At 43.0% G+C, this 17,489-nt stretch carries 18 protein-coding genes, 1 riboswitch and 1 other annotated feature; of the genes, 4 read left to right on the plus strand and 14 right to left on the minus strand.

Features of this window, described 5'->3' with window-relative positions; all coding sequences use genetic code 11:
- Nucleotides 1-27: 27 nt before the first annotated feature.
- Nucleotides 28-107: riboswitch (ZMP/ZTP riboswitch) on the minus strand.
- Between the two features lie 40 nt (nt 108-147).
- On the minus strand, nt 148-348 hold the full coding sequence (locus tag J2736_RS18970) for an aspartyl-phosphate phosphatase Spo0E family protein (RefSeq protein ID WP_310500166.1): 201 nt from the start codon (nt 346-348) through the stop codon (nt 148-150).
- A gap of 276 nt (nt 349-624) precedes the next feature.
- On the opposite strand from J2736_RS18970, the gene J2736_RS18975 reads away from it, so the two are divergent.
- Nucleotides 625-1,662: an S-layer homology domain-containing protein gene (locus tag J2736_RS18975; RefSeq protein WP_310500167.1), complete on the plus strand. Its 1,038-nt coding sequence runs from the start codon at nt 625-627 to the stop codon at nt 1,660-1,662.
- A 92-nt stretch (nt 1,663-1,754) separates the two neighbouring features.
- On the opposite strand, the gene J2736_RS18980 is transcribed toward J2736_RS18975, so the two are convergent.
- The 5 genes from J2736_RS18980 to aroA form a co-directional block, all read right to left on the minus strand.
- Nucleotides 1,755-2,912: a cysteine desulfurase family protein gene (locus J2736_RS18980; protein ID WP_310500168.1), complete on the minus strand. Its 1,158-nt coding sequence runs from the start codon at nt 2,910-2,912 to the stop codon at nt 1,755-1,757.
- A gap of 26 nt (nt 2,913-2,938) precedes the next feature.
- Nucleotides 2,939-3,985: a tRNA 2-selenouridine(34) synthase MnmH gene (mnmH, locus tag J2736_RS18985; protein WP_310500169.1), complete on the minus strand. Its 1,047-nt coding sequence runs from the start codon at nt 3,983-3,985 to the stop codon at nt 2,939-2,941.
- Nucleotides 3,986-4,014: 29 nt separating this feature from the next.
- Complete coding sequence (selD, locus tag J2736_RS18990; RefSeq protein WP_310500170.1) at nt 4,015-5,064, minus strand: selenide, water dikinase SelD; 1,050 nt, start codon at nt 5,062-5,064, stop codon at nt 4,015-4,017.
- A gap of 131 nt (nt 5,065-5,195) precedes the next feature.
- Entirely contained in the window at nt 5,196-6,251 is a 1,056-nt protein-coding gene (gene aroC, locus J2736_RS18995; RefSeq protein ID WP_310500171.1) for a chorismate synthase, read from the minus strand.
- A gap of 19 nt (nt 6,252-6,270) precedes the next feature.
- Nucleotides 6,271-7,614 carry a 3-phosphoshikimate 1-carboxyvinyltransferase gene (gene aroA / locus J2736_RS19000; RefSeq protein ID WP_310500172.1) on the minus strand — a complete coding sequence of 448 codons (1,344 nt, stop codon included), beginning with the start codon at nt 7,612-7,614 and terminating at the stop codon, nt 6,271-6,273.
- Between the two features lie 106 nt (nt 7,615-7,720).
- Between aroA and J2736_RS19005 the strand changes: the two genes are divergently transcribed.
- The gene (locus J2736_RS19005) at nt 7,721-8,599 is read left to right on the plus strand and encodes a LysR family transcriptional regulator (protein WP_310500173.1); all 879 of its coding nucleotides are present in this window, start codon (nt 7,721-7,723) and stop codon (nt 8,597-8,599) included.
- 78 nt (nt 8,600-8,677) lie between these two features.
- Nucleotides 8,678-9,157 (plus strand): hypothetical protein, encoded by a 480-nt coding sequence (locus J2736_RS19010; RefSeq protein WP_310500174.1) that lies wholly within the window; start codon nt 8,678-8,680, stop codon nt 9,155-9,157.
- A gap of 61 nt (nt 9,158-9,218) precedes the next feature.
- Here the strand turns inward: J2736_RS19010 and J2736_RS19015 are convergent, their stop codons facing one another.
- The gene (locus J2736_RS19015) at nt 9,219-9,437 is read right to left on the minus strand and encodes a hypothetical protein (RefSeq protein WP_310500175.1); all 219 of its coding nucleotides are present in this window, start codon (nt 9,435-9,437) and stop codon (nt 9,219-9,221) included.
- Between the two features lie 309 nt (nt 9,438-9,746).
- On the opposite strand from J2736_RS19015, the gene J2736_RS19020 reads away from it, so the two are divergent.
- Nucleotides 9,747-10,304, plus strand: coding sequence for an NADPH-dependent FMN reductase (locus tag J2736_RS19020; RefSeq protein ID WP_310500176.1), 558 nt, complete (start codon nt 9,747-9,749; stop codon nt 10,302-10,304).
- Between the two features lie 25 nt (nt 10,305-10,329).
- On the opposite strand, the gene J2736_RS19025 is transcribed toward J2736_RS19020, so the two are convergent.
- From J2736_RS19025 to J2736_RS19055, 7 genes are all read right to left on the minus strand, one after another.
- A complete protein-coding gene (locus tag J2736_RS19025) occupies nt 10,330-10,947 on the minus strand; it encodes a hypothetical protein (protein ID WP_310500177.1) in 618 nt (205 codons plus the stop codon).
- A 100-nt stretch (nt 10,948-11,047) separates the two neighbouring features.
- Entirely contained in the window at nt 11,048-11,998 is a 951-nt protein-coding gene (locus J2736_RS19030; protein ID WP_310500178.1) for a stalk domain-containing protein, read from the minus strand.
- A gap of 128 nt (nt 11,999-12,126) precedes the next feature.
- Nucleotides 12,127-13,377 carry a stalk domain-containing protein gene (locus tag J2736_RS19035; RefSeq protein ID WP_310500179.1) on the minus strand — a complete coding sequence of 417 codons (1,251 nt, stop codon included), beginning with the start codon at nt 13,375-13,377 and terminating at the stop codon, nt 12,127-12,129.
- A 139-nt stretch (nt 13,378-13,516) separates the two neighbouring features.
- Nucleotides 13,517-14,785 (minus strand): NUDIX hydrolase N-terminal domain-containing protein, encoded by a 1,269-nt coding sequence (locus J2736_RS19040; protein WP_310500180.1) that lies wholly within the window; start codon nt 14,783-14,785, stop codon nt 13,517-13,519.
- A gap of 4 nt (nt 14,786-14,789) precedes the next feature.
- Nucleotides 14,790-15,602: a class I SAM-dependent methyltransferase gene (locus tag J2736_RS19045; protein ID WP_310500181.1), complete on the minus strand. Its 813-nt coding sequence runs from the start codon at nt 15,600-15,602 to the stop codon at nt 14,790-14,792.
- 47 nt (nt 15,603-15,649) lie between these two features.
- Nucleotides 15,650-15,875 (minus strand) — a binding site (T-box leader).
- An 81-nt stretch (nt 15,876-15,956) separates the two neighbouring features.
- Entirely contained in the window at nt 15,957-16,376 is a 420-nt protein-coding gene (locus J2736_RS19050) for an HIT family protein (RefSeq protein ID WP_310500182.1), read from the minus strand.
- Nucleotides 16,377-16,436: 60 nt separating this feature from the next.
- On the minus strand, nt 16,437-17,276 hold the full coding sequence (locus tag J2736_RS19055; protein WP_310500183.1) for a sugar phosphate isomerase/epimerase family protein: 840 nt from the start codon (nt 17,274-17,276) through the stop codon (nt 16,437-16,439).
- Between the last annotated feature and the right edge of the window lie 213 nt (nt 17,277-17,489).

The following is a 17,489-nucleotide window of genomic DNA, read 5'->3' on the forward strand; positions in this document are numbered from 1 at the left end:
TAAAAAAAGTACCTGATCCAAGATCAAATACTTTGCCCAGGCGAACGGCGTATGACATATGTGCTTCCTTGTGGTACTCCACGTTTTCGCCAGTCGCACATACGATTACAGTAATACTATTTTCAATTGCATGCAATATTATATTTTCTAGTAGGCAGCTGCTTTCTTCTCATATTGCTCGATGACACGTACGGAATCCACTTTCAGCTTCTGATATAAAGAGATGTATCTATCTAACTCGTGGCTAATTGCAATCACATTTTCATTAGTAAGACTACTATGTACTAATGCTTCTTGAACCATTTGAAGTCGCAATGTTTCGATTTTTTCTAAGAGGAATTGCTCCATTTACGTATCTCCAATCCTGTTCAATAAGTCGACTAGGATATTATAAAACAGATAAAAACAAAAGGTTGTTACTATTTGTCGAAATTATAAAATAATATTTCAACAAAATATCCACCTCTTGATTTTATGTTTCAAACAAAAAGCTTCCTTACTTGCGCTTCCAACAAATTAAAAGTTACTTCTTTAAAAGTAGGTGCAACCTTTTCATTACCCTATCCGTTTATGATTCTGAAAGCCCAGAAATACAAACAAATCCCACTATGAGGTGAACCAGAAATGAAAAAAACGATCAAAACACTTACACTAACAGCAGCAACTGCATTGCTCTCACTTACTTTAATTGGTCAAAGCTTTGCGGCATCCGCTACCTTTACTGACTTGGATAACGTTGCGACAAAAGATAAAATTATCTCGCTACAACAAGCTGGTATCGTCTCAGGTATCACTACTGACCTATTTGCTCCTCTAGAAAAGCTTTCAACTGCTCAAGCCGTTCAGCTGTATGTGAATGCTCTTGGTCTTAATCTAGACCTTATCCGTTTCGTGAAAGAGCCAAAGGCAACTGACTATTTTGCCAATGCTTCTAACGATGCTTGGTACGCAAATGCGTTCATTGTTGCTGCAGCCAACGGTGTGGAACTTCCTAAAGATCTAGATCCAAATAAGAAAATTACACGTGAAGAATTCACACATCAGCTTGTACGTGCAATTGAAATTAGCAAAGGTCTTCCTCTTATTAACCCGGTTCTGGAAGATATCAAAGATACAGACCAACTGAATGTAGAATATTCGGGGTCTATCCAACGTGCCCTTAAATACGGGATTATCAAACTGAATGCTGAAGGTAAATTTAATCCTAAAAATGAGATTACACGCGCAGATGCGGCAGAGGAAATTTTCAATGCACTAGCTTATTTGAAGGCTCATCCAACTCCAATTGTATCCGCAGACCCTATTACTGCAACACAAAGTGTTGAATTGATCAAAGGTGCTCTAGGTGAGCTTGGCACAGATATTCAGATTAAAATTGACCCTGATGCCAAAGTAACGCGCGAGTCGTTCACATACATGCTCATTCATACGCTTCAAACCAGCGAGAAACTGCCGTTAATTAAAATATCACCTGTCGAAATAAAAGATAATGATAAGATGGATATCTTACATGTTGGTGCTATCCAAACAGCACTTGCTTTAGATATTGTTGAATTAAATGCGGACGGTGCTTTTAATCCACAAGATGGTATCACGCTGACAGAAGCGACTGACATTGTGAAGAATGCAACGAAAGCTGTTGAAAGTTTCAAACAAAAGTAAATAATTAAGGTCATTAACTAATTGTTTCAGAACATAAAAAGCAGACCCTATTCATAACGAATCGGTCTGCTTTTTTCTGTGTATTTCACGTTTTATCGTGCACGTTCTACGATCAAAGCACAAGCACGCTCTATCTCCTCCATCGTTGTATAACGCCCTACGGAGAATCGTACTGTACCCGCCGCAACCTCCGGCGTCAATTCCATGGCTTTCAAGACCGGTGACATCGCACTGCTTCCTGTATGGCAAGCCGACCCTGTCGTAGCCGCAATCTCGGGAATCTGAGCCAAAATTTCTTGCCCAATCCTATCTAAAAAACTGACGTTTAACGTATTGGGCAATCGTTGATCGGGGTGTCCATTCCTTCTGATTCGAGACTGAAATGCCTCCGATAATCGTTCCCACATCAAGTTCGTTAAGGCCAACGTATCCGCGATATTATCCCTGCTGTAGGCAAGCTCAATCGCTTTTCCTAGACCTACAATGTATGGCACGTTCTCCGTACCTGCCCTTCGGCCCGACTCGTGACTCGCACCGTGATTGTGAGGCGTGACAGCGGTTCCTTCTTTTATGATTAAAGCTCCTACCCCCTTGGGAGCATACAGCTTATGCCCAGCAAGAGTCATTAAATCAACTCCCATGTCATGCCAGTTCACATCTATTTTGCCTATTGATTGTGCAGCATCCGTATGGAGAAGAACCCCGTGGCGTCTTGTGATTTCAGCGATTTCCTGAATGGATTGAACAGTTCCCGTTTCATTATTGGCATGCATGATAGAAACCAGAATCGTCTCATCGGTTATCGCTGCCTGAAGTTGTTCCAAATCTACTATCCCATACGCATCCACATCTAAATAGGTCACTCTCGCTCCTAAAGATTCGAGAAAAGCACACGGCTGTAGCACAGATGGATGCTCAATTTTCGTCGTAATAATATGATTGCCACGATGCTTATTGGCAAAATAAACGCCTTTAATGGCATGATTATTCGACTCGCTGCCACCACTCGTAAATACAACTTCATTGGGATGACATCCGATACTAACGGCAATACGATGTCTAGCAAGATGAATGGCTTCTTCAAGTTTCTCGGATGCCCAATGAGAAGACGATGGATTACCGAAGTGTCCGTATACATACGGAAGCATTTCCTCAATTACAGCTGGATCGATCGGAGTACTTGCATTATAGTCGAGATAAATACGCGATTTTGCATCTTTATTTTGTTCACGGTGCTCACTTGTCATCATTTCGTGCACTCCCCATGTACGCCTATTCAATTATGTAGATCAAGCTGAATATAGGCTTTAACAGCATGTACAGCTTCATCTAGATTATGGACATTCAAGGGATGTATGTCTTGTATGTCTCGCTCATGTTTGTTCATTGCGTGTTCATATCGCGGATCATAATAGTGAGTTAAGAGCAGATCAACAGCTTTATCAAAATAATCGCTCTGCAAAGCTATTTCAATTTCCTTTGCGATCGGAGTGTGGATTCGGTCTTTAATATGTTGATACGCTTCCAGTAACGGTTCTTTATTTTCCCAAGGACGGTAATCCTCGATAATATGTCGAACACGTTCATGTATCGGCATTTGAATGTACAAGTGTGTACCGGTTTCCTTTTTATTAAAAAGGATATCTGGCATGACCGCCTTGCCAATACGTTTACTTTCACCTTCTATGAGAAGATATGGAGAATCCTTTAGTTTCATGAAATCTGTTACAAAATGAGCTTCAAAAGTCTTCTGATTGTTCGCTTGGAGTCCCACATGTCCAAATATAGATCCACGATGCCCCGCATAGGCTTCTAGGTCCAGAACGGGATACCCTTCCGACTGTAGACGCCTCAGAATGGCTGATTTACCTGCTCCGGTATTCCCAGAAATCACATATACACGTGGTTTGAACTCCATCTTCTCAAGCGTATCTACAACCCATCTACGATAGGAACGAAATCCCCCTGTCAACCGATATGTGCGTATGCCCATTAATGAAAGTACTGTAGCTGACGTATGACTCCGCATGCCGCCGCGCCAACAGAATACAGCTTTGGGCTCTTTGATGGCTTCGATTGTTTTGACAAATGCCGGGAGCTTAGCAGATATGATCTCTAATCCCCGATCTTTAGCTGCTTGTACACTAACTTGCTTATATATGGTACCTATTTCTGCACGTTCGTTATCATCAAAAAATGGAATATTGATACTACCAGGAATCGTGGCATCCTGAAACTCAGAAGGCGAACGTACATCAATCATAACCAATTTCTTCTTATCATTGAGCGCCAAAAGCTCATCTATGCTGATGTCTTGAAACAATAATCTCGCTCCTTAAAAGATGTCTTTATTTAGATAACAACGATACGACCAGGATGATCATCCGTTGTTTCTCCGATTAGGCTCGCTTCCACACCAGCAAGCTTCAATTTACTCAGTAAGTCCTCTGCTTGATCACCAGCCACAGCGATCAGCAGCCCTCCCGATGTGACAGCATCACACAATATCCATTGGCCGATTTGATCCAACGTATCAGGGAATGTAACGTCTTTCTGAACATGAGCGAAATTATTTTTCGTGCCGCCAGGAACAAACCCTTCTTCAGCCAATTCCCTAACTCGTGGCAATAGAGGTACATCATTAGCAGTAATACGTATGCCGATTTGGCTGCCTTTGGCCATCTCAAGTGAGTGCCCGATCAAACCGAATCCCGTCACATCTGTGCAGGCGTGTACGTCGAATGGCTCCATAGTCTCTGCTGCTGTTTTGTTCAACGTAGCCATAACCTGTGTGACACGAGCAACCTCTTCTTCATCTAACCGATCTTTCTTAATCGAAGTTGTCAATATGCCCACACCAATCGGTTTCGTTAAAATCAATTTATCCCCTAGACGCGCTCCTGCATTGGTACGTATCTTCTGTGGATGGACTAATCCTGTTACAGCTAGACCGAATTTAGGTTCGTTATCTTCAATCGAATGCCCGCCAACAAGCGTGATGCCAGCTTCCTTCATTTTATCGCCAGCACCTCGTAATATATCAGCCAACACTTCTTTATCCAGTGTACGTATCGGAAAAGCAACGATATTTAATGCCGTTAATGGTCTCCCACCCATGGCATAAATGTCACTTATCGCATTCGCAGCGGCTACTTGTCCGAACGAGTATGGATCATCAACAATCGGCGTGAAAAAATCTACCGTTTGTACGAGCGCAAGATCTTCACTTAATTGATAGACCCCCGCATCATCACTTGTGTCGATACCAACAAGCAGATTAGGATTTGGTAGAGCTGGAGGTAATTTTTTAATAACTTCTGAGAGATCTGCAGGACCAATTTTGCAGCCACAGCCACCCTTGGTTGAATAGGAGGTTAGTTTAATTTTATCAGTAGTCGACATGATTTTCTTCCTTCCTTTGCTCAGCAGAATAATTATGATTACATGTGTTCTAAGTTTCATAATAACCGATTTATCCGGGCAATATCTAATTTTTGATGAAGAAAAGACTGCCGAATGATCGGCAGCCTCATCTATCCTAACATCGCAGCTTGTCGCTTATACAGATCTTCTAGTACTAAGCAAGCCATCGCCTCAACTACAGGTACAATTCTCGGGCAAATACAAGGATCATGCCTGCCTTCTGTCCGAATGTCTTGCTCCTCTCCCTTTACATTCAGCGTTCTCTGGGTAACTGATATAGAAGAAGTCGGTTTGACACTTATGCGGAAAATAATTTCTTGTCCCGTACTGATTCCGCCCAGAATGCCGCCAGAATGATTGCTGAGAAATCCGGATTTATCCATCTCATCATTATGTTCACTGCCTAGCATGGAAGCTGCAGCAAAGCCTGCGCCGAATTCGATACCTTTAACAGCACCGATAGAGAGCATCGCTTTGGCCAATTCGGCATCTAATTTATCAAATACAGGCTCCCCAAGTCCTGGCTGAACGCCACGAATCCGACATTCCACGATGCCGCCACAACTATCGCCAATCGCGGCTAATTGCTCAATCTTTTCAATCATTTTGGCGCCAGCAATTGGATCGCACGCCCTTACCGCATTCAGCTCAATGGCATGTTCATCAAAAGTTTCACAAGGGATTCCACCGACTTCTTGGGTATAGGCTAACACCTGTACGCCTCTTTGCTCTAAAAGTTTACGAGCTACGGCTCCGCCAGCTACTCTACCCGCGGTTTCCCGTCCTGAAGCTCGCCCACTTCCCCGATGGTCGCGGATTCCGTATTTCTGAAGATAGGTGAAATCCGCATGACCAGGCCGAAAAGAATGCTGAATGTCGTTGTAGGCTTCTGGTTTCATATCTTGATTATATAGGCTTACAAAAAGCGGTGTCCCCGTTGTTTTCCCTTCGAAAACCCCAGATAAGATGTGAATCTTATCGTATTCTTTGCGTGGTGAAGTCACAGAGGATTGACCTGGTTTTCTCCTGTCCATTTGCTTTTGAATATACGCCTCATCGATCTCGACGCCAGGAGTAACACCATCTACGATGACGCCTACAGCGGCACCATGGGATTCCCCAAAAGTTGTAATTTTAAAAATTTCACCAAACGTATTCCCTGCCATATGCCTTGTTCCCCCTGTGTTAGTAAGTAATTTCTACGCCTAGTGCGGACAATTGTTCAAAATAGTCTGGACACGTTTTGGATACGCAGCCTGGGTCGTTGATTCGAATGTTTTCAACTCTTAAGCCGATTAAAGATAACGCCATGGCCATGCGATGATCATCATGCGAATCGACTAGGGCTGATTGCGGTTTCCCTGGATATACGGTTAATCCATCCTCATGCTCATCTACATGCACCCCGAGCTTGCGAAGCTCTGTGCATATCGCAGCAATCCGATCGCATTCATGATGGCGAATATGCGCAGCATCCGTTAGTGTAATGGGTCCATCCGTAAAAGGAGCCAAAGCCGCAATCGTCAAAGTTTGATCGGACCATTTCTTCATACTGAGCGTAAATCCACCTTTAAGATGAGTTGTACCCTGTACTTCTACAAAGTCATCGCCGCGTGTGACAGTACAACCCATTTGCTCCAAAACATCTAAAATCTCAATATCTGGTTGACTCGTGCGTCTCGCATCAATGCCATCAATTCTCACGCTGCCCGCTGTTAGCGCTGCTAACGCCCAGAAATAACTACAGGTAGAAACATCTGGCTCCAGTTGGAGTGTCTGCGCTTGATAGGTCCCCGATGGAACGATGATAGATTGGCCATCCTCGGTGAACTGTGGTGCGGCACCGAACGAACGCATGATATCCACGGTCATTTGCACATAATCCCGTTGCACGATTTCTCCCTCAATCTCGATCGTAAGCGGCGTTTCCGTGTAAGGTGCAGCTAACAAAAGTCCACTAATAAATTGGCTGGACGTTGAGCCTGGAAGGCTTACATGGCCACCAGCTAATCCGGACGCCTGGAGTTTGTAAGGCAATCGATGTTGCCCCTCCTGATAGTCAAATACTGCTCCAAGGCTAGAAAGTGCAGTTAGCAACGGCGCCAGAGGCCGCTCGCTCAATCGTCTGCTTCCTTTGATCTCCCAATTGCCATTCCCTATTGCCAAAGCAGCAGGTAAGAATCGAGCAATCGTGCCTGCAGCACCCATATATAGTTCCCCAGATGGTTGCGGCCATTTCCCTCCACATCCCTCTACATAAGCAGTTTCGCCATCAACAACTACAGACACACCTAGTTTAGTTAATGCGTCTATGCACCAGTACGAGTCATCGCTTTTCAATAGGCCATCTAATCTGGATTTACCTTCAGCCAAGGCTGCGATGATCAACGCTCGGTTCGTTAAACTTTTACTGCCAGGTACTCGAATTGTTCCTTCTACCTTGGATGTTGGAGGACTTATCTGTACTTCTTTCGCCTTGTTCGTAGACCACGGAGAACGAGCTTCTAAATCCGGTTGATGTAACACCATGTTAGCCACCTCTTTTGAATTATTTCGTTAAACCAATTATAATGAGTGAAATGAAATAAATGAAATTGGAATTTTACTATTTTGTCATAGAGGTGTTCTATATCACATGATGAATTTGGAATGGTATCGTATCTTCTTACATACGGCGAAGTGCCGAAATTTAACGAAAGCTGCGCAAGAACTTCATATTACCCAACCTTCCGTGAGTTATGCTATTAAGCAGATTGAAGAAACGGTAGGTCTCAAATTGTTTCATCGGTTATCCAAAGGGGTAGAGCTCACAGAAGAAGGACGCACGCTTTTTGATTATGTAGAGCAATCCTTTGCGTTGCTGCAATCAGGGCAGAAACATCTTCAGAATCTTAAGCAATTACATCAAGGTGAACTTCGTATTGGGGCCAGTGATTCACTGATTAAGCACCTCTTACTTCCTCAGTTAAATTCGTTTCATCAGCAATATCCTGGAATTCGAATTCGGCTTTCACATGGAAAAACGAACGAGATTACGAAACGCCTTAAGGAAGGGGAAATCGACTGCGCCATCGTGCACATGCCGATCGAAGATCCGGAACTATCTATTCACACGTTAGCCGTATTAGAGGATTGTTTTGTGGTTGGGGATGCTTTCCAAGAGCTTGCGGAACGTAAACTCACTACGAAAGAGCTAGCTGGGCTTCCATTAATCTTTCTATCTCCTGGCAGCAGTACCCGAGTGTTCATCGAAAAGTGGTTTGCTGCTAAGGGGTTCGATGTGAATCCCGATATCGAATTAGGAAATATTGATCTCCTATCAGAGTTTGCAAGATTAGGGTATGGTGTTGCCTTCATAAGCAAGTCATTTGTTCTTGAGGAGCTACGATCAGGCATACTGTTCGAACTCACCATAGATGAACCCCTTCCACCGCGAAGTATTGGGTTGGCGGTTCGCAGAGATATGAAATTGTCGCTTGCTGCCGAAGGCTTTGTCGAGATTCTTCAATCGTAAATTTGCCATAATTGAACGATTTTCCCTTTTGCAATGTCCCTATTTAAGAAGTAATTAATATGGTTAAGGAGTATACGCATGAAAAAATTTCTAACATCACGATTGAAGTGGCATACGAAGATGGAACAACTGGAGTCTTATTGGGAAGCCAACCTATTGAAATGGAAGAAACGGTTAAATCCTTTGACCAATAAAATCGGATTTGGCATCTATTTTTATAAAAATTTGACCCTAAATTTGAATCGATTGAACAAAGAAATCTTACAGATTGCTGAAGATCATATCAACCTTTCGCTTCTCAAGAAATCCGAATTCCCAAGCTTTATTTCCGTTGTTGATGGCATAAGTGCTTCCACGCTAGTAATGAAAATACCAAACCATATTACAAAGCAGATCACGTCGATGGTCAGAGCTCTACCAGGCTTCAAATCATTACAAGCCATTGCATGTGAGTATGGGTATAAATGTGAGCTGCATTACAATCAGGGGAAAGCATTTTTCGGTTCATTGCAGATTCACTTTATCAAAATTAACACCTTTCCTTCCTTACCAGCTTGAAGCACCAATACCGCGGCAAAATAAAAAAATCTCCACTTATGGAGATTTTTTTCTATGTCTGCTATTCAATTGTGTAACGAATAAATGCTAGTAAGGCTAATAAGCCTGCAGCAATTGATATCACATATAAAGAAGTAAGCCTTACCCACTTCGTACCTGTTTTTTGAAAATAGGACTGATCCCCTTCACGGTTTTTACGAGAAAAGCCGATGATAAACGTCGATAATAAGCCAAATAATAAAATAACTGAAAATATCACCAAATAGATAGACGTATGCATAAGAAAACCAACCACCCTTCTCTTGTCTAGTTACACGCTCTTCTTCTAAATTATATAGGAGCTTGTCTTATAAATCATCTACATCCGCTTTCATGTTCATACAAATTTCAAATAAAAATGTTTGTAATGACGTGGAAATGTCACTTTTATCACAAGTGAGTTAACTTAACTTATATTATGTAAACTTTATGCGATTATAATTAATATACAGTAGCGGAAATATTGGTTATACTCGTATTTTCATTTGAACAGCTCACCATACAAGCGTTATGCTACTCACATAGACTACACCTATTGGAGGTCATAACCATGTTAAAAATCGGAATTATACTAGGCAGTACTCGCCCAGGACGCAGAGGTGAAGTCGTTGCTCAGTGGATACACGAAGTTGCAAGTAAACGAACGGATGCCCTGTTTGAGATCGTCGATCTGGCAGATTTTAATTTGCCGCTTTATGATGAACCTCATCCACCGATGATGATGAAATACACGAAAGAACATACGATAGCTTGGTCGAACGCTATTCGTGCCTATGATGGTTATATCTTCTTAACTCCGGAGTATAACCACGCTGTGCCTGCTGCTCTTAAGAACGCAATTGACTTCCTATTCAATGAATGGAAGGATAAAGCCGCTGGCATCGTCAGCTATGGTGGAGGTACGGGTGGAGCGCGTGCTGCTGAAAACCTCAGGCTTATTTTAAGTGAATTGCATATAGCTAGTGTACGTGCACAAGTGACATTATCCCTCTTCACCGATTTTGAAAACTTCACCGTGCTCAAACCAAATCCGCGTCAAGATGCTGCTGCAAACACGATGTTTGACCAAGTCATTGCTTGGAGTGGCGCTTTGAAGTCATTACGATAAAGAAAAAAGCTGCATTAGGAAAACCCTAATTCAGCTTTTTTTCACTCTCATCGAATCGCAAAGTGAATATGATCGCCCATTCGATTCTACTTAGCGCTTCTGGTGTGAAGTCCAATGTACGGATTTCGTTCGTGCTTGTCGCGTGCATCCCCCACACATGAGCAGGCTCATTGGTTCGCAATGTTCGCGGATCCCTACTCTCGAGAATCAGTCCCGTTCCTGTCAGTTTACCATCCCAAGGAACAGTAAACACGTACGTATTGGTGCCAGAATCGCGGCGCGTACCGACTTTAATCGTGCTCATAGCCGCTTGAGCATCGATAGTTACTTTATCCATCGAAATGATAACTTCCAACGCATCACGATTTCTTGCCTCAGAGCTATAGAACATATCGCCAATACTACCGATCGTCTTCACTTTCTGCCCATTTTGCCATAGATCAATATCTAATGTAGCGTGCGGGTTCATTCCCTTATAGCTCAATTTAAATGCACCTGACCAAGCCCCCAAGAATGGACGAAACTTAGCACCTTCCCCTTTGAACAGGTCGACCGGTGTAAGTGTGATTTCGCTCGCTCTGACGCTTGGCTTGGATTCAACCCCTGTACAACTAGCTATCCATAGTGCTAGCAGAGATATCATAAAAATGAAGCTAGTTGACTTTAATTTTCTAATGATGATGGCTAACCTCACTCTCGCAGCCTATTTGTTTACATAACTTATATTATGTAACTTATTTTAATTATTCCAATTTGAAGCTCGTTCTTATTTTACTAATCTGGTCGGTCATAGCCTTAAATTCCGCTTTAAGCGTATCATCATGAGGATTATATTCCACATCGCCTGGAGGGATTAAAAGGAACACATGCTTCTCGTCCTCTCTTATCTTGTAAAGCTGTCCTACGCCCTTCGCGGTGGGCCCATTCGCAAGCCAATCTTCCTTTGTCCATACGGAAATGCTAAACACGACACCACCAAAGGCACTATTCGCCTTATGTATAAAAAGGAAGTTCACCCGTTCAGATGCTTCATCTAACCGCTCCTCAACTTCATACTTCCCTTCCCAACTAGTCGGGATATTCAAGGAGAAATGATATTTCGGATTGGCATACATCGTATGTGGGACCTCGCTAATTATTCGATTGTTAACTGCCCCAATATAAAGGTAAACGGCATCGTAATGTCTGAAATCACCATCCCCTTCCGTGACAAACGTTTGGGTATCAACCCCAAATTGATTTCCCGAGATGGCAGCTTCTCCTATTTTCTCATTATTCTCGTTGTAGAAGGACAAGCCCGCTCCGATCATATTCTGACTGTTGCCAACACCGCTAATCGTCAATTGACCTGTCACCTTGGTCTTATTTCCTGATTTCGTTGCAATTAAATTACCAACCGAAACTTTCGCGTAATCAGGATCTACGATGTCCAATGCTTTGTTTTTAATCAGAATTTTTTCGGATTCCGAATCATAATCAATCGCAGCTCCTAAATGTTCAGCGACAAAGCGCACCGGGACATACACATGTCCGTCCACATTCAGAACCTGATACTCCTTGTTCATAGCTACTTGACTGCCATTGATCTCAAAACTAGCTGGAAACAATAACGCTTGAATAGTATCTGATGCGAAGGCAACAGACGTGCCTGCAAGAAGAAGACCACAACTCACGCCTAGAATAAATTTCTTCATCGTTGATTCACCTCCTCTGAAAATCCCATATTTTAACAAACATAACATATTAGACGCATGGTCTAAGTAAATGTTTCATCATACAAAATGAAAAAAAAGCCGAGCAACTTTCGCTCGACTTGAATGACTTATTTAATGGATTGGATAACCGCGGTCCATTTATCATTTTCCCAATCAATCTGTGCCCCAAGTGCCTCTGTCACGAAACGTAAAGGGACATACGTGGAACCTTCACTCGATATGAACGGAGCCATCGAAAGTGTCTGCCTTATTCCGTTTACTAGCGCTTGTTGCTTTCCAATGGTGAGTACAATCGTTTTGGCGTCTTTGATGAGCGTGATTTCGCTGCGTGTTCCCTCCCATAGTACTTTAGCTCCCATGGCCTCAAACACCCCGCGAAGCGGGATAAAGGTACTTCCATCTATTATTTTAGCTTTAGGCGTAACTTCGATATAGGTACCATTGATGCGAATACCAACGTCATTAGGATGATATTGTTTCGGGCGGTCTGTTTTCACGGGATTACCTTTAGGTTCCGATTTAGGCAGATCTGGGTTGTCTACTGTTGTGAAAGACCATGTTTTATTCTCAACGGATACCGTATAAGTTTCCCCATAGGCAAGCTCATATTTGGGGATGATATGCCATGCGTTCGTATCGCCAAGTTCTTGCTTTAATTTGAAAATCTCGATGGCTTGTCCTTCCCTATTCACTAGCGAGGCGGTCACATCCGACTTATCTTGGTCTACCCCCGCATAGGTGATAAAATAACCCGACTTCTCCAAATCAAATGTTTCCAACGGATTCGGGATCTCAAGGCCATAGAAGCCAATCGGCACCCCCTTCTGACCATCATAGGGATACACACCTGTTCCTGTATGGGTGAACCATCTCTTTGCAGAATTTAGGACAATCGCATGCTTGTTATAACCTACACCCAATAAGGACATGTCAGGGAGAATTAAGCTTGATCTATGAAGCGGAGCATCCAATAGGGACTGCACACCAATCTCCGGCGAATCCGTATCGAACGACACATCCTCAAATACACCGAACTTATCCGTATCAAAACCTGCTGCTGCTGCCCGATCCCAAGGAAGTTGACCTGAGTATCCTTGTTTACTTGGTGTTTCTGTATGTCCATTCTCCTGGTTCATGGACAGATAACTCGCATGTTTATCGGCCGCTGTGGTAAGTGCAGGATCTAGACTCATCGCTTGAATTCCCATGTGGGACCTTACTTCGTTCAGGTAGTTTAGTGCTGCGATTGCGCTGCTGGGGTCGTTTGCCGCGGCTAGCGAGCTAGGATTGCCAATCACGATGGATAAGGCTGTAATGGCCATTGTCAACTTGACATTCATCTTCCACAAATTTCTCATCGTACCTCCGTATTACATGGTTTACTTGCTATAAATTATATATTTTCGACAAATTCCAACGTTTTCCTGCAAAAAAAGGCATAAAAAAGCCGTCAAGTCCTAACTCGGCAGCCTGGATACTCGTACAGTTCTCATCCTTTTAATCTAATTGAACTTCTTTATCTGGAAATCTTACATAGTCAAACATGCTTTTGACCTGAGCAACTGTATTTCGTTCAGCTGATAATTCCGGTAACTCATGTTCACCAAAGAATTGCACTTCGCTCGTTTCCACACCGCCCAGAGCCTTCCCGCCAGTTATTCGACACAGAATAAACATCTTATAAATATGATAAGGCTCTGGCGGATGGTCATGAAACTTTTTATCCAGAACAGCGAGTAATTTCACAGGGACTACTTCAAATCCGGCTTCCTCTTGAATCTCTTTCACAGCAACTTCCGAAGGCGAGTAGCCAATATCAGCCCACCCCCCAGGCAGTGACCACGCACCATCTGCTTTTTCCTTCACGAGTAAAATTTTGTTATCTTCAAAAACCACACCTCGAATATCAACCTTCGGCGTTGCGTAACCCGTTTCATTAGCAAAACTAAGGTTAATTGTATCCATCCCCACCATGGTGTAGGTATCAAGAATGTCCTTACTGATTTCTCGCAAAGCTTGGAAGCGTTCCAGATCGAAGACATCCTTCGAATATGTTAAACCAATTTGAGCAATTGCTTGGATTTGCTTCGCCCAGTCTAACCATTTATGGCTTACATTGTGTTCATTTTTAATCAACTTGTGAAACTGATCTACGCTTGTAAATAGACCATCAGGCTCCATTTCGAAATGACTGCTTTGGTACGTAGACAGCCATTGAACACCATAAGTCCGTAAGCCCGCTGCTTTACCAGCCTTAATATCCGCATTACTGTCGCCTACAAAGACGGCTTCATCTCGGGTAACACCGAGAAAATCCAGCGCTGTGATGATCCCTTCGGGATGCGGCTTAGGCTGTTCTACATCATCACCTGTTATCACAATATCAAAGAAATTCGATAATTTCAGACTCTCGGAAGAGATCTGATACGCTTTTCTACTTTTGCCGGTGATAATACCCATTTTCACTTCTATCGTTTTCAAATAGGTGAGTAGTTGGTACATCTCGTTTGACATAGGAACTTCTTCAGCATGATGGTTCTCGTACATGTGGTAATAGTCAGCAATAGCTGCTTGCACAGTCTCTTTATTTCTAAGATTTCCAGCGATAATGTCATCCTCTGTTGGCCCAAACATAGCGATTAATTCATCTGTTGATACATCCCGATCATCGTACTTTTTAAATACATGTTTAAACGCATAAAAAGATAAAGGTAATGTATCCGCTAGTGTCCCATCAAAGTCGAATAATACAGCTTTTATCGCCATCCCATTACACCCCTATTTTTCTTCCAATATATAACAAATGCGAGGAAATCCCTAGAATAGAGGGGTCGCGAGCTAATTTTATGAGTACATCAATGAACTCGCCGCTTTCTCCTCGGTCAGACCAATATTGTTTCTGTTCCTGTGATATGAGTGCAGCAAGGTTGGATGAACCGATCAGCTCTAACGTCTCAAACCCCTGACTTTCCATAAAAGGCTTGATGTCTTCTACATTGAAATAGTAAGCGCCTGTAAATCGGCCTGCATCCGTATGATTAAAAATGCCGTCTTCTTTAAAATGTGAAATAGCGGCCATATTGTCATTCGGTTTCCAAGCATTCGGGAAGAGCAAAGAGGTAAGCAACATCCGCATCCGACTTTGAAAAGCGACAAATACAATACCATCGTTCTTCGTTACACGATACAGTTCTTTCGCGGCCGCTATTCGATCACCTTCATCCTGCAAATGATACAGAGGTCCGAGCATCAACGAAGCATCGAAGCTATCATCTGAAATTCCCCCTAAGGATGTGGCGTTCAATGTATGAAATCCTTGAAACTTATCCGCTAATCCCAACTCACTTGCTTTGCCCTTCGCGAGCTCGACGAGATTAGGTGTTAGATCAGAAAGCGTCACGTTATAGCCGAGCTTGGCGAGCTCCATGGCATATTTGCCGGGGCCAGCCCCATTATCCAGGACATGCCCTGATTGTGGGAGATACGCCTTCATGTAGTGCCAATTTACCGTAAACTCTATCGGCTCGCGATCCAATCTTCCCCACTCATCAAACTTCGCATAATAATCGATCACATTCTTCATCGGTTTTCCCTCCCTTTTGTGAAAAAACAAAAAAGACCTATCGCCTACAAAGAGGCGACAGGTCTAACCAGCGCGGTACCACTCTTCTTGATTTGCATTATTCGTGCATACAAATCCTCGAGACCTGATGACGGGGGTTAACCGTTAAGATCTACATGACACTTCGACCTTACCACTCATGGGTGAGTTGGGGATTCTATTGACTGTCTTCCACCTAAGCGACAGCTCTCTGGACAATAGGCGTTCCTTACTAGTCCCAATCATTGCGTTTGGCTATGAAATTATGGAATGTGATGTAAGTTTATTCTCCCATATACTTCCTGTCAATGATTATATTTGTTAAATCTAAAGATGTTACAAATGCGTTTTCAATTGATCGATGATTTCCGCATATTCTTCTTCTGTCAGTTGCTTATTGTCAGCAGGATTCATTTCGAACATTTTCCCCCACGTGTATCCATCCTTATATTTCGGCACAATATGGAAATGAACATGAGGCATGGTATCGCCGAAGGCGCCGTAATTAATTTTGTCTGGAGAAAAAGCACGCTCAATGGCAGAAGCAGCTTGTGCTACATCGCGCATGTACGCATCCTGGTTTTCTTGCGACAAGTGGTAGAATTCGGTATGATGCTCATTCAAAGCGACAATACAACGGCCCTTATACGTTTGTTCTCTAAATAAATACAACGTCGAAACACGCAATTGACCAATTTCAATCATCAAGCTCGCTAATGCCTCATTCTTGCTGCAATAATTACATACTTGGCTCATGTGAAAGTCTCCTATTCTAGCAGTCAGATAGTGGGAATGTTTACTAGTATCATAGCACACTCATCTTCGATCTGAACAGTAAGGCTCCGCTAGCTTCCTCACGCGCTCGATCCCCTCCCACATGTCGCCAGGACCATCATAAACAAGTGTTAGGGGCCCTTTATAGCCAGCTTCCTTAGCAATGTCTAAGCATCTTGTAAATTCTATCTCATCTGGCAAGCCATCGGCATTCGTTTGTGCTTTGGCATGGATGGATTCACTATGCGGAATCGTCAAGGCAAGCGCATCAAATTTGTCCGAGCCTTTGAAATTGCCGAAATCCGATGTAAATCCGATAAGATCTCCGCATCCTGTCAAAATCTCTAGACAATTGTCCGCGGTGGAGGACAACGATTTGAAATTCTCTGTAACTACGCGTACACCATGTTCAGCACCATACTGTCCTAGCTCCCGCAGTGCTTCGATGGATCGCAACAAGGCTTCACGGTCTGATGGCTCTGCTTCCCCAGCGATGATGCGCACCCTTTCGGCACCTGAGCTTGCCGCGATATCAATCCAGTCTTTCATCCAAGCGATGTCTGATTGTCTACGGAACTCATCTGGGCTAGAGATATCACCATATTCAAGCAATAACGTATAGAATCGCAGGCCAGCTTCTGTGCACGCTTGCTTCAAATTTTGTAGATAATCCTCACCCGTCTCAGGAAAATGAAAATGACATACCTCCATTGACGAGAAACCCTTCGCTGCTAATTCAGCTGGCAACTGGATCAGAGAAAGTAACTCAGGTTGTTCTTGTGTGTCTGTGAATGGCGTACGTGTATGTTCGTCCCAGCGTGTCCAACGCAGCGGCCCTAGATTCCGATGTAAACTCCAACTCGTTAGTGATAGAAATGGCATAGCTTCCATCCTTTCGTTTGTCCTATTTGGCAATATCTTAGCAAACTCATAGGTGAATCACCATATTCGAAATCGCAAATAGATGTCTTATTCTGCTATTATCTGAAGCAAACTCCTTTGAAAACAATAGTACACCTCATTAATAATTAATGACATTAACTAAAGAGATGACTATATGTAAGATAACAAAAAGAGCAGGTCACCTAAGCTCCT

This window comes from Paenibacillus qinlingensis (genome assembly GCF_031455095.1).
Classification (GTDB): domain Bacteria; phylum Bacillota; class Bacilli; order Paenibacillales; family NBRC-103111; genus Paenibacillus_E; species Paenibacillus_E qinlingensis_A.

Bases quoted from the DNA above. Each gene is read 5' to 3' on its own strand.
- J2736_RS18970 (WP_310500166.1), bottom strand. From the start codon at position 348: ATGGAGCAATTCCTCTTAGAAAAAATCGAAACATTGCGACTTCAAATG.
- J2736_RS18975 (WP_310500167.1), top strand. From the start codon at position 625: ATGAAAAAAACGATCAAAACACTTACACTAACAGCAGCAACTGCATTG.
- J2736_RS18980 (WP_310500168.1), bottom strand. From the start codon at position 2,912: ATGATGACAAGTGAGCACCGTGAACAAAATAAAGATGCAAAATCGCGT.
- selD (WP_310500170.1), bottom strand. From the start codon at position 5,064: ATGTCGACTACTGATAAAATTAAACTAACCTCCTATTCAACCAAGGGT.
- aroC (WP_310500171.1), bottom strand. From the start codon at position 6,251: ATGGCAGGGAATACGTTTGGTGAAATTTTTAAAATTACAACTTTTGGG.
- aroA (WP_310500172.1), bottom strand. From the start codon at position 7,614: ATGGTGTTACATCAACCGGATTTAGAAGCTCGTTCTCCGTGGTCTACG.
- J2736_RS19005 (WP_310500173.1), top strand. From the start codon at position 7,721: ATGATGAATTTGGAATGGTATCGTATCTTCTTACATACGGCGAAGTGC.
- J2736_RS19010 (WP_310500174.1), top strand. From the start codon at position 8,678: ATGAAAAAATTTCTAACATCACGATTGAAGTGGCATACGAAGATGGAA.
- J2736_RS19015 (WP_310500175.1), bottom strand. From the start codon at position 9,437: ATGCATACGTCTATCTATTTGGTGATATTTTCAGTTATTTTATTATTT.
- J2736_RS19020 (WP_310500176.1), top strand. From the start codon at position 9,747: ATGTTAAAAATCGGAATTATACTAGGCAGTACTCGCCCAGGACGCAGA.
- J2736_RS19025 (WP_310500177.1), bottom strand. From the start codon at position 10,947: ATGATATCTCTGCTAGCACTATGGATAGCTAGTTGTACAGGGGTTGAA.
- J2736_RS19030 (WP_310500178.1), bottom strand. From the start codon at position 11,998: ATGAAGAAATTTATTCTAGGCGTGAGTTGTGGTCTTCTTCTTGCAGGC.
- J2736_RS19035 (WP_310500179.1), bottom strand. From the start codon at position 13,377: ATGAGAAATTTGTGGAAGATGAATGTCAAGTTGACAATGGCCATTACA.
- J2736_RS19040 (WP_310500180.1), bottom strand. From the start codon at position 14,785: ATGGCGATAAAAGCTGTATTATTCGACTTTGATGGGACACTAGCGGAT.
- J2736_RS19045 (WP_310500181.1), bottom strand. From the start codon at position 15,602: ATGAAGAATGTGATCGATTATTATGCGAAGTTTGATGAGTGGGGAAGA.
- J2736_RS19050 (WP_310500182.1), bottom strand. From the start codon at position 16,376: ATGAGCCAAGTATGTAATTATTGCAGCAAGAATGAGGCATTAGCGAGC.
- J2736_RS19055 (WP_310500183.1), bottom strand. From the start codon at position 17,276: ATGCCATTTCTATCACTAACGAGTTGGAGTTTACATCGGAATCTAGGG.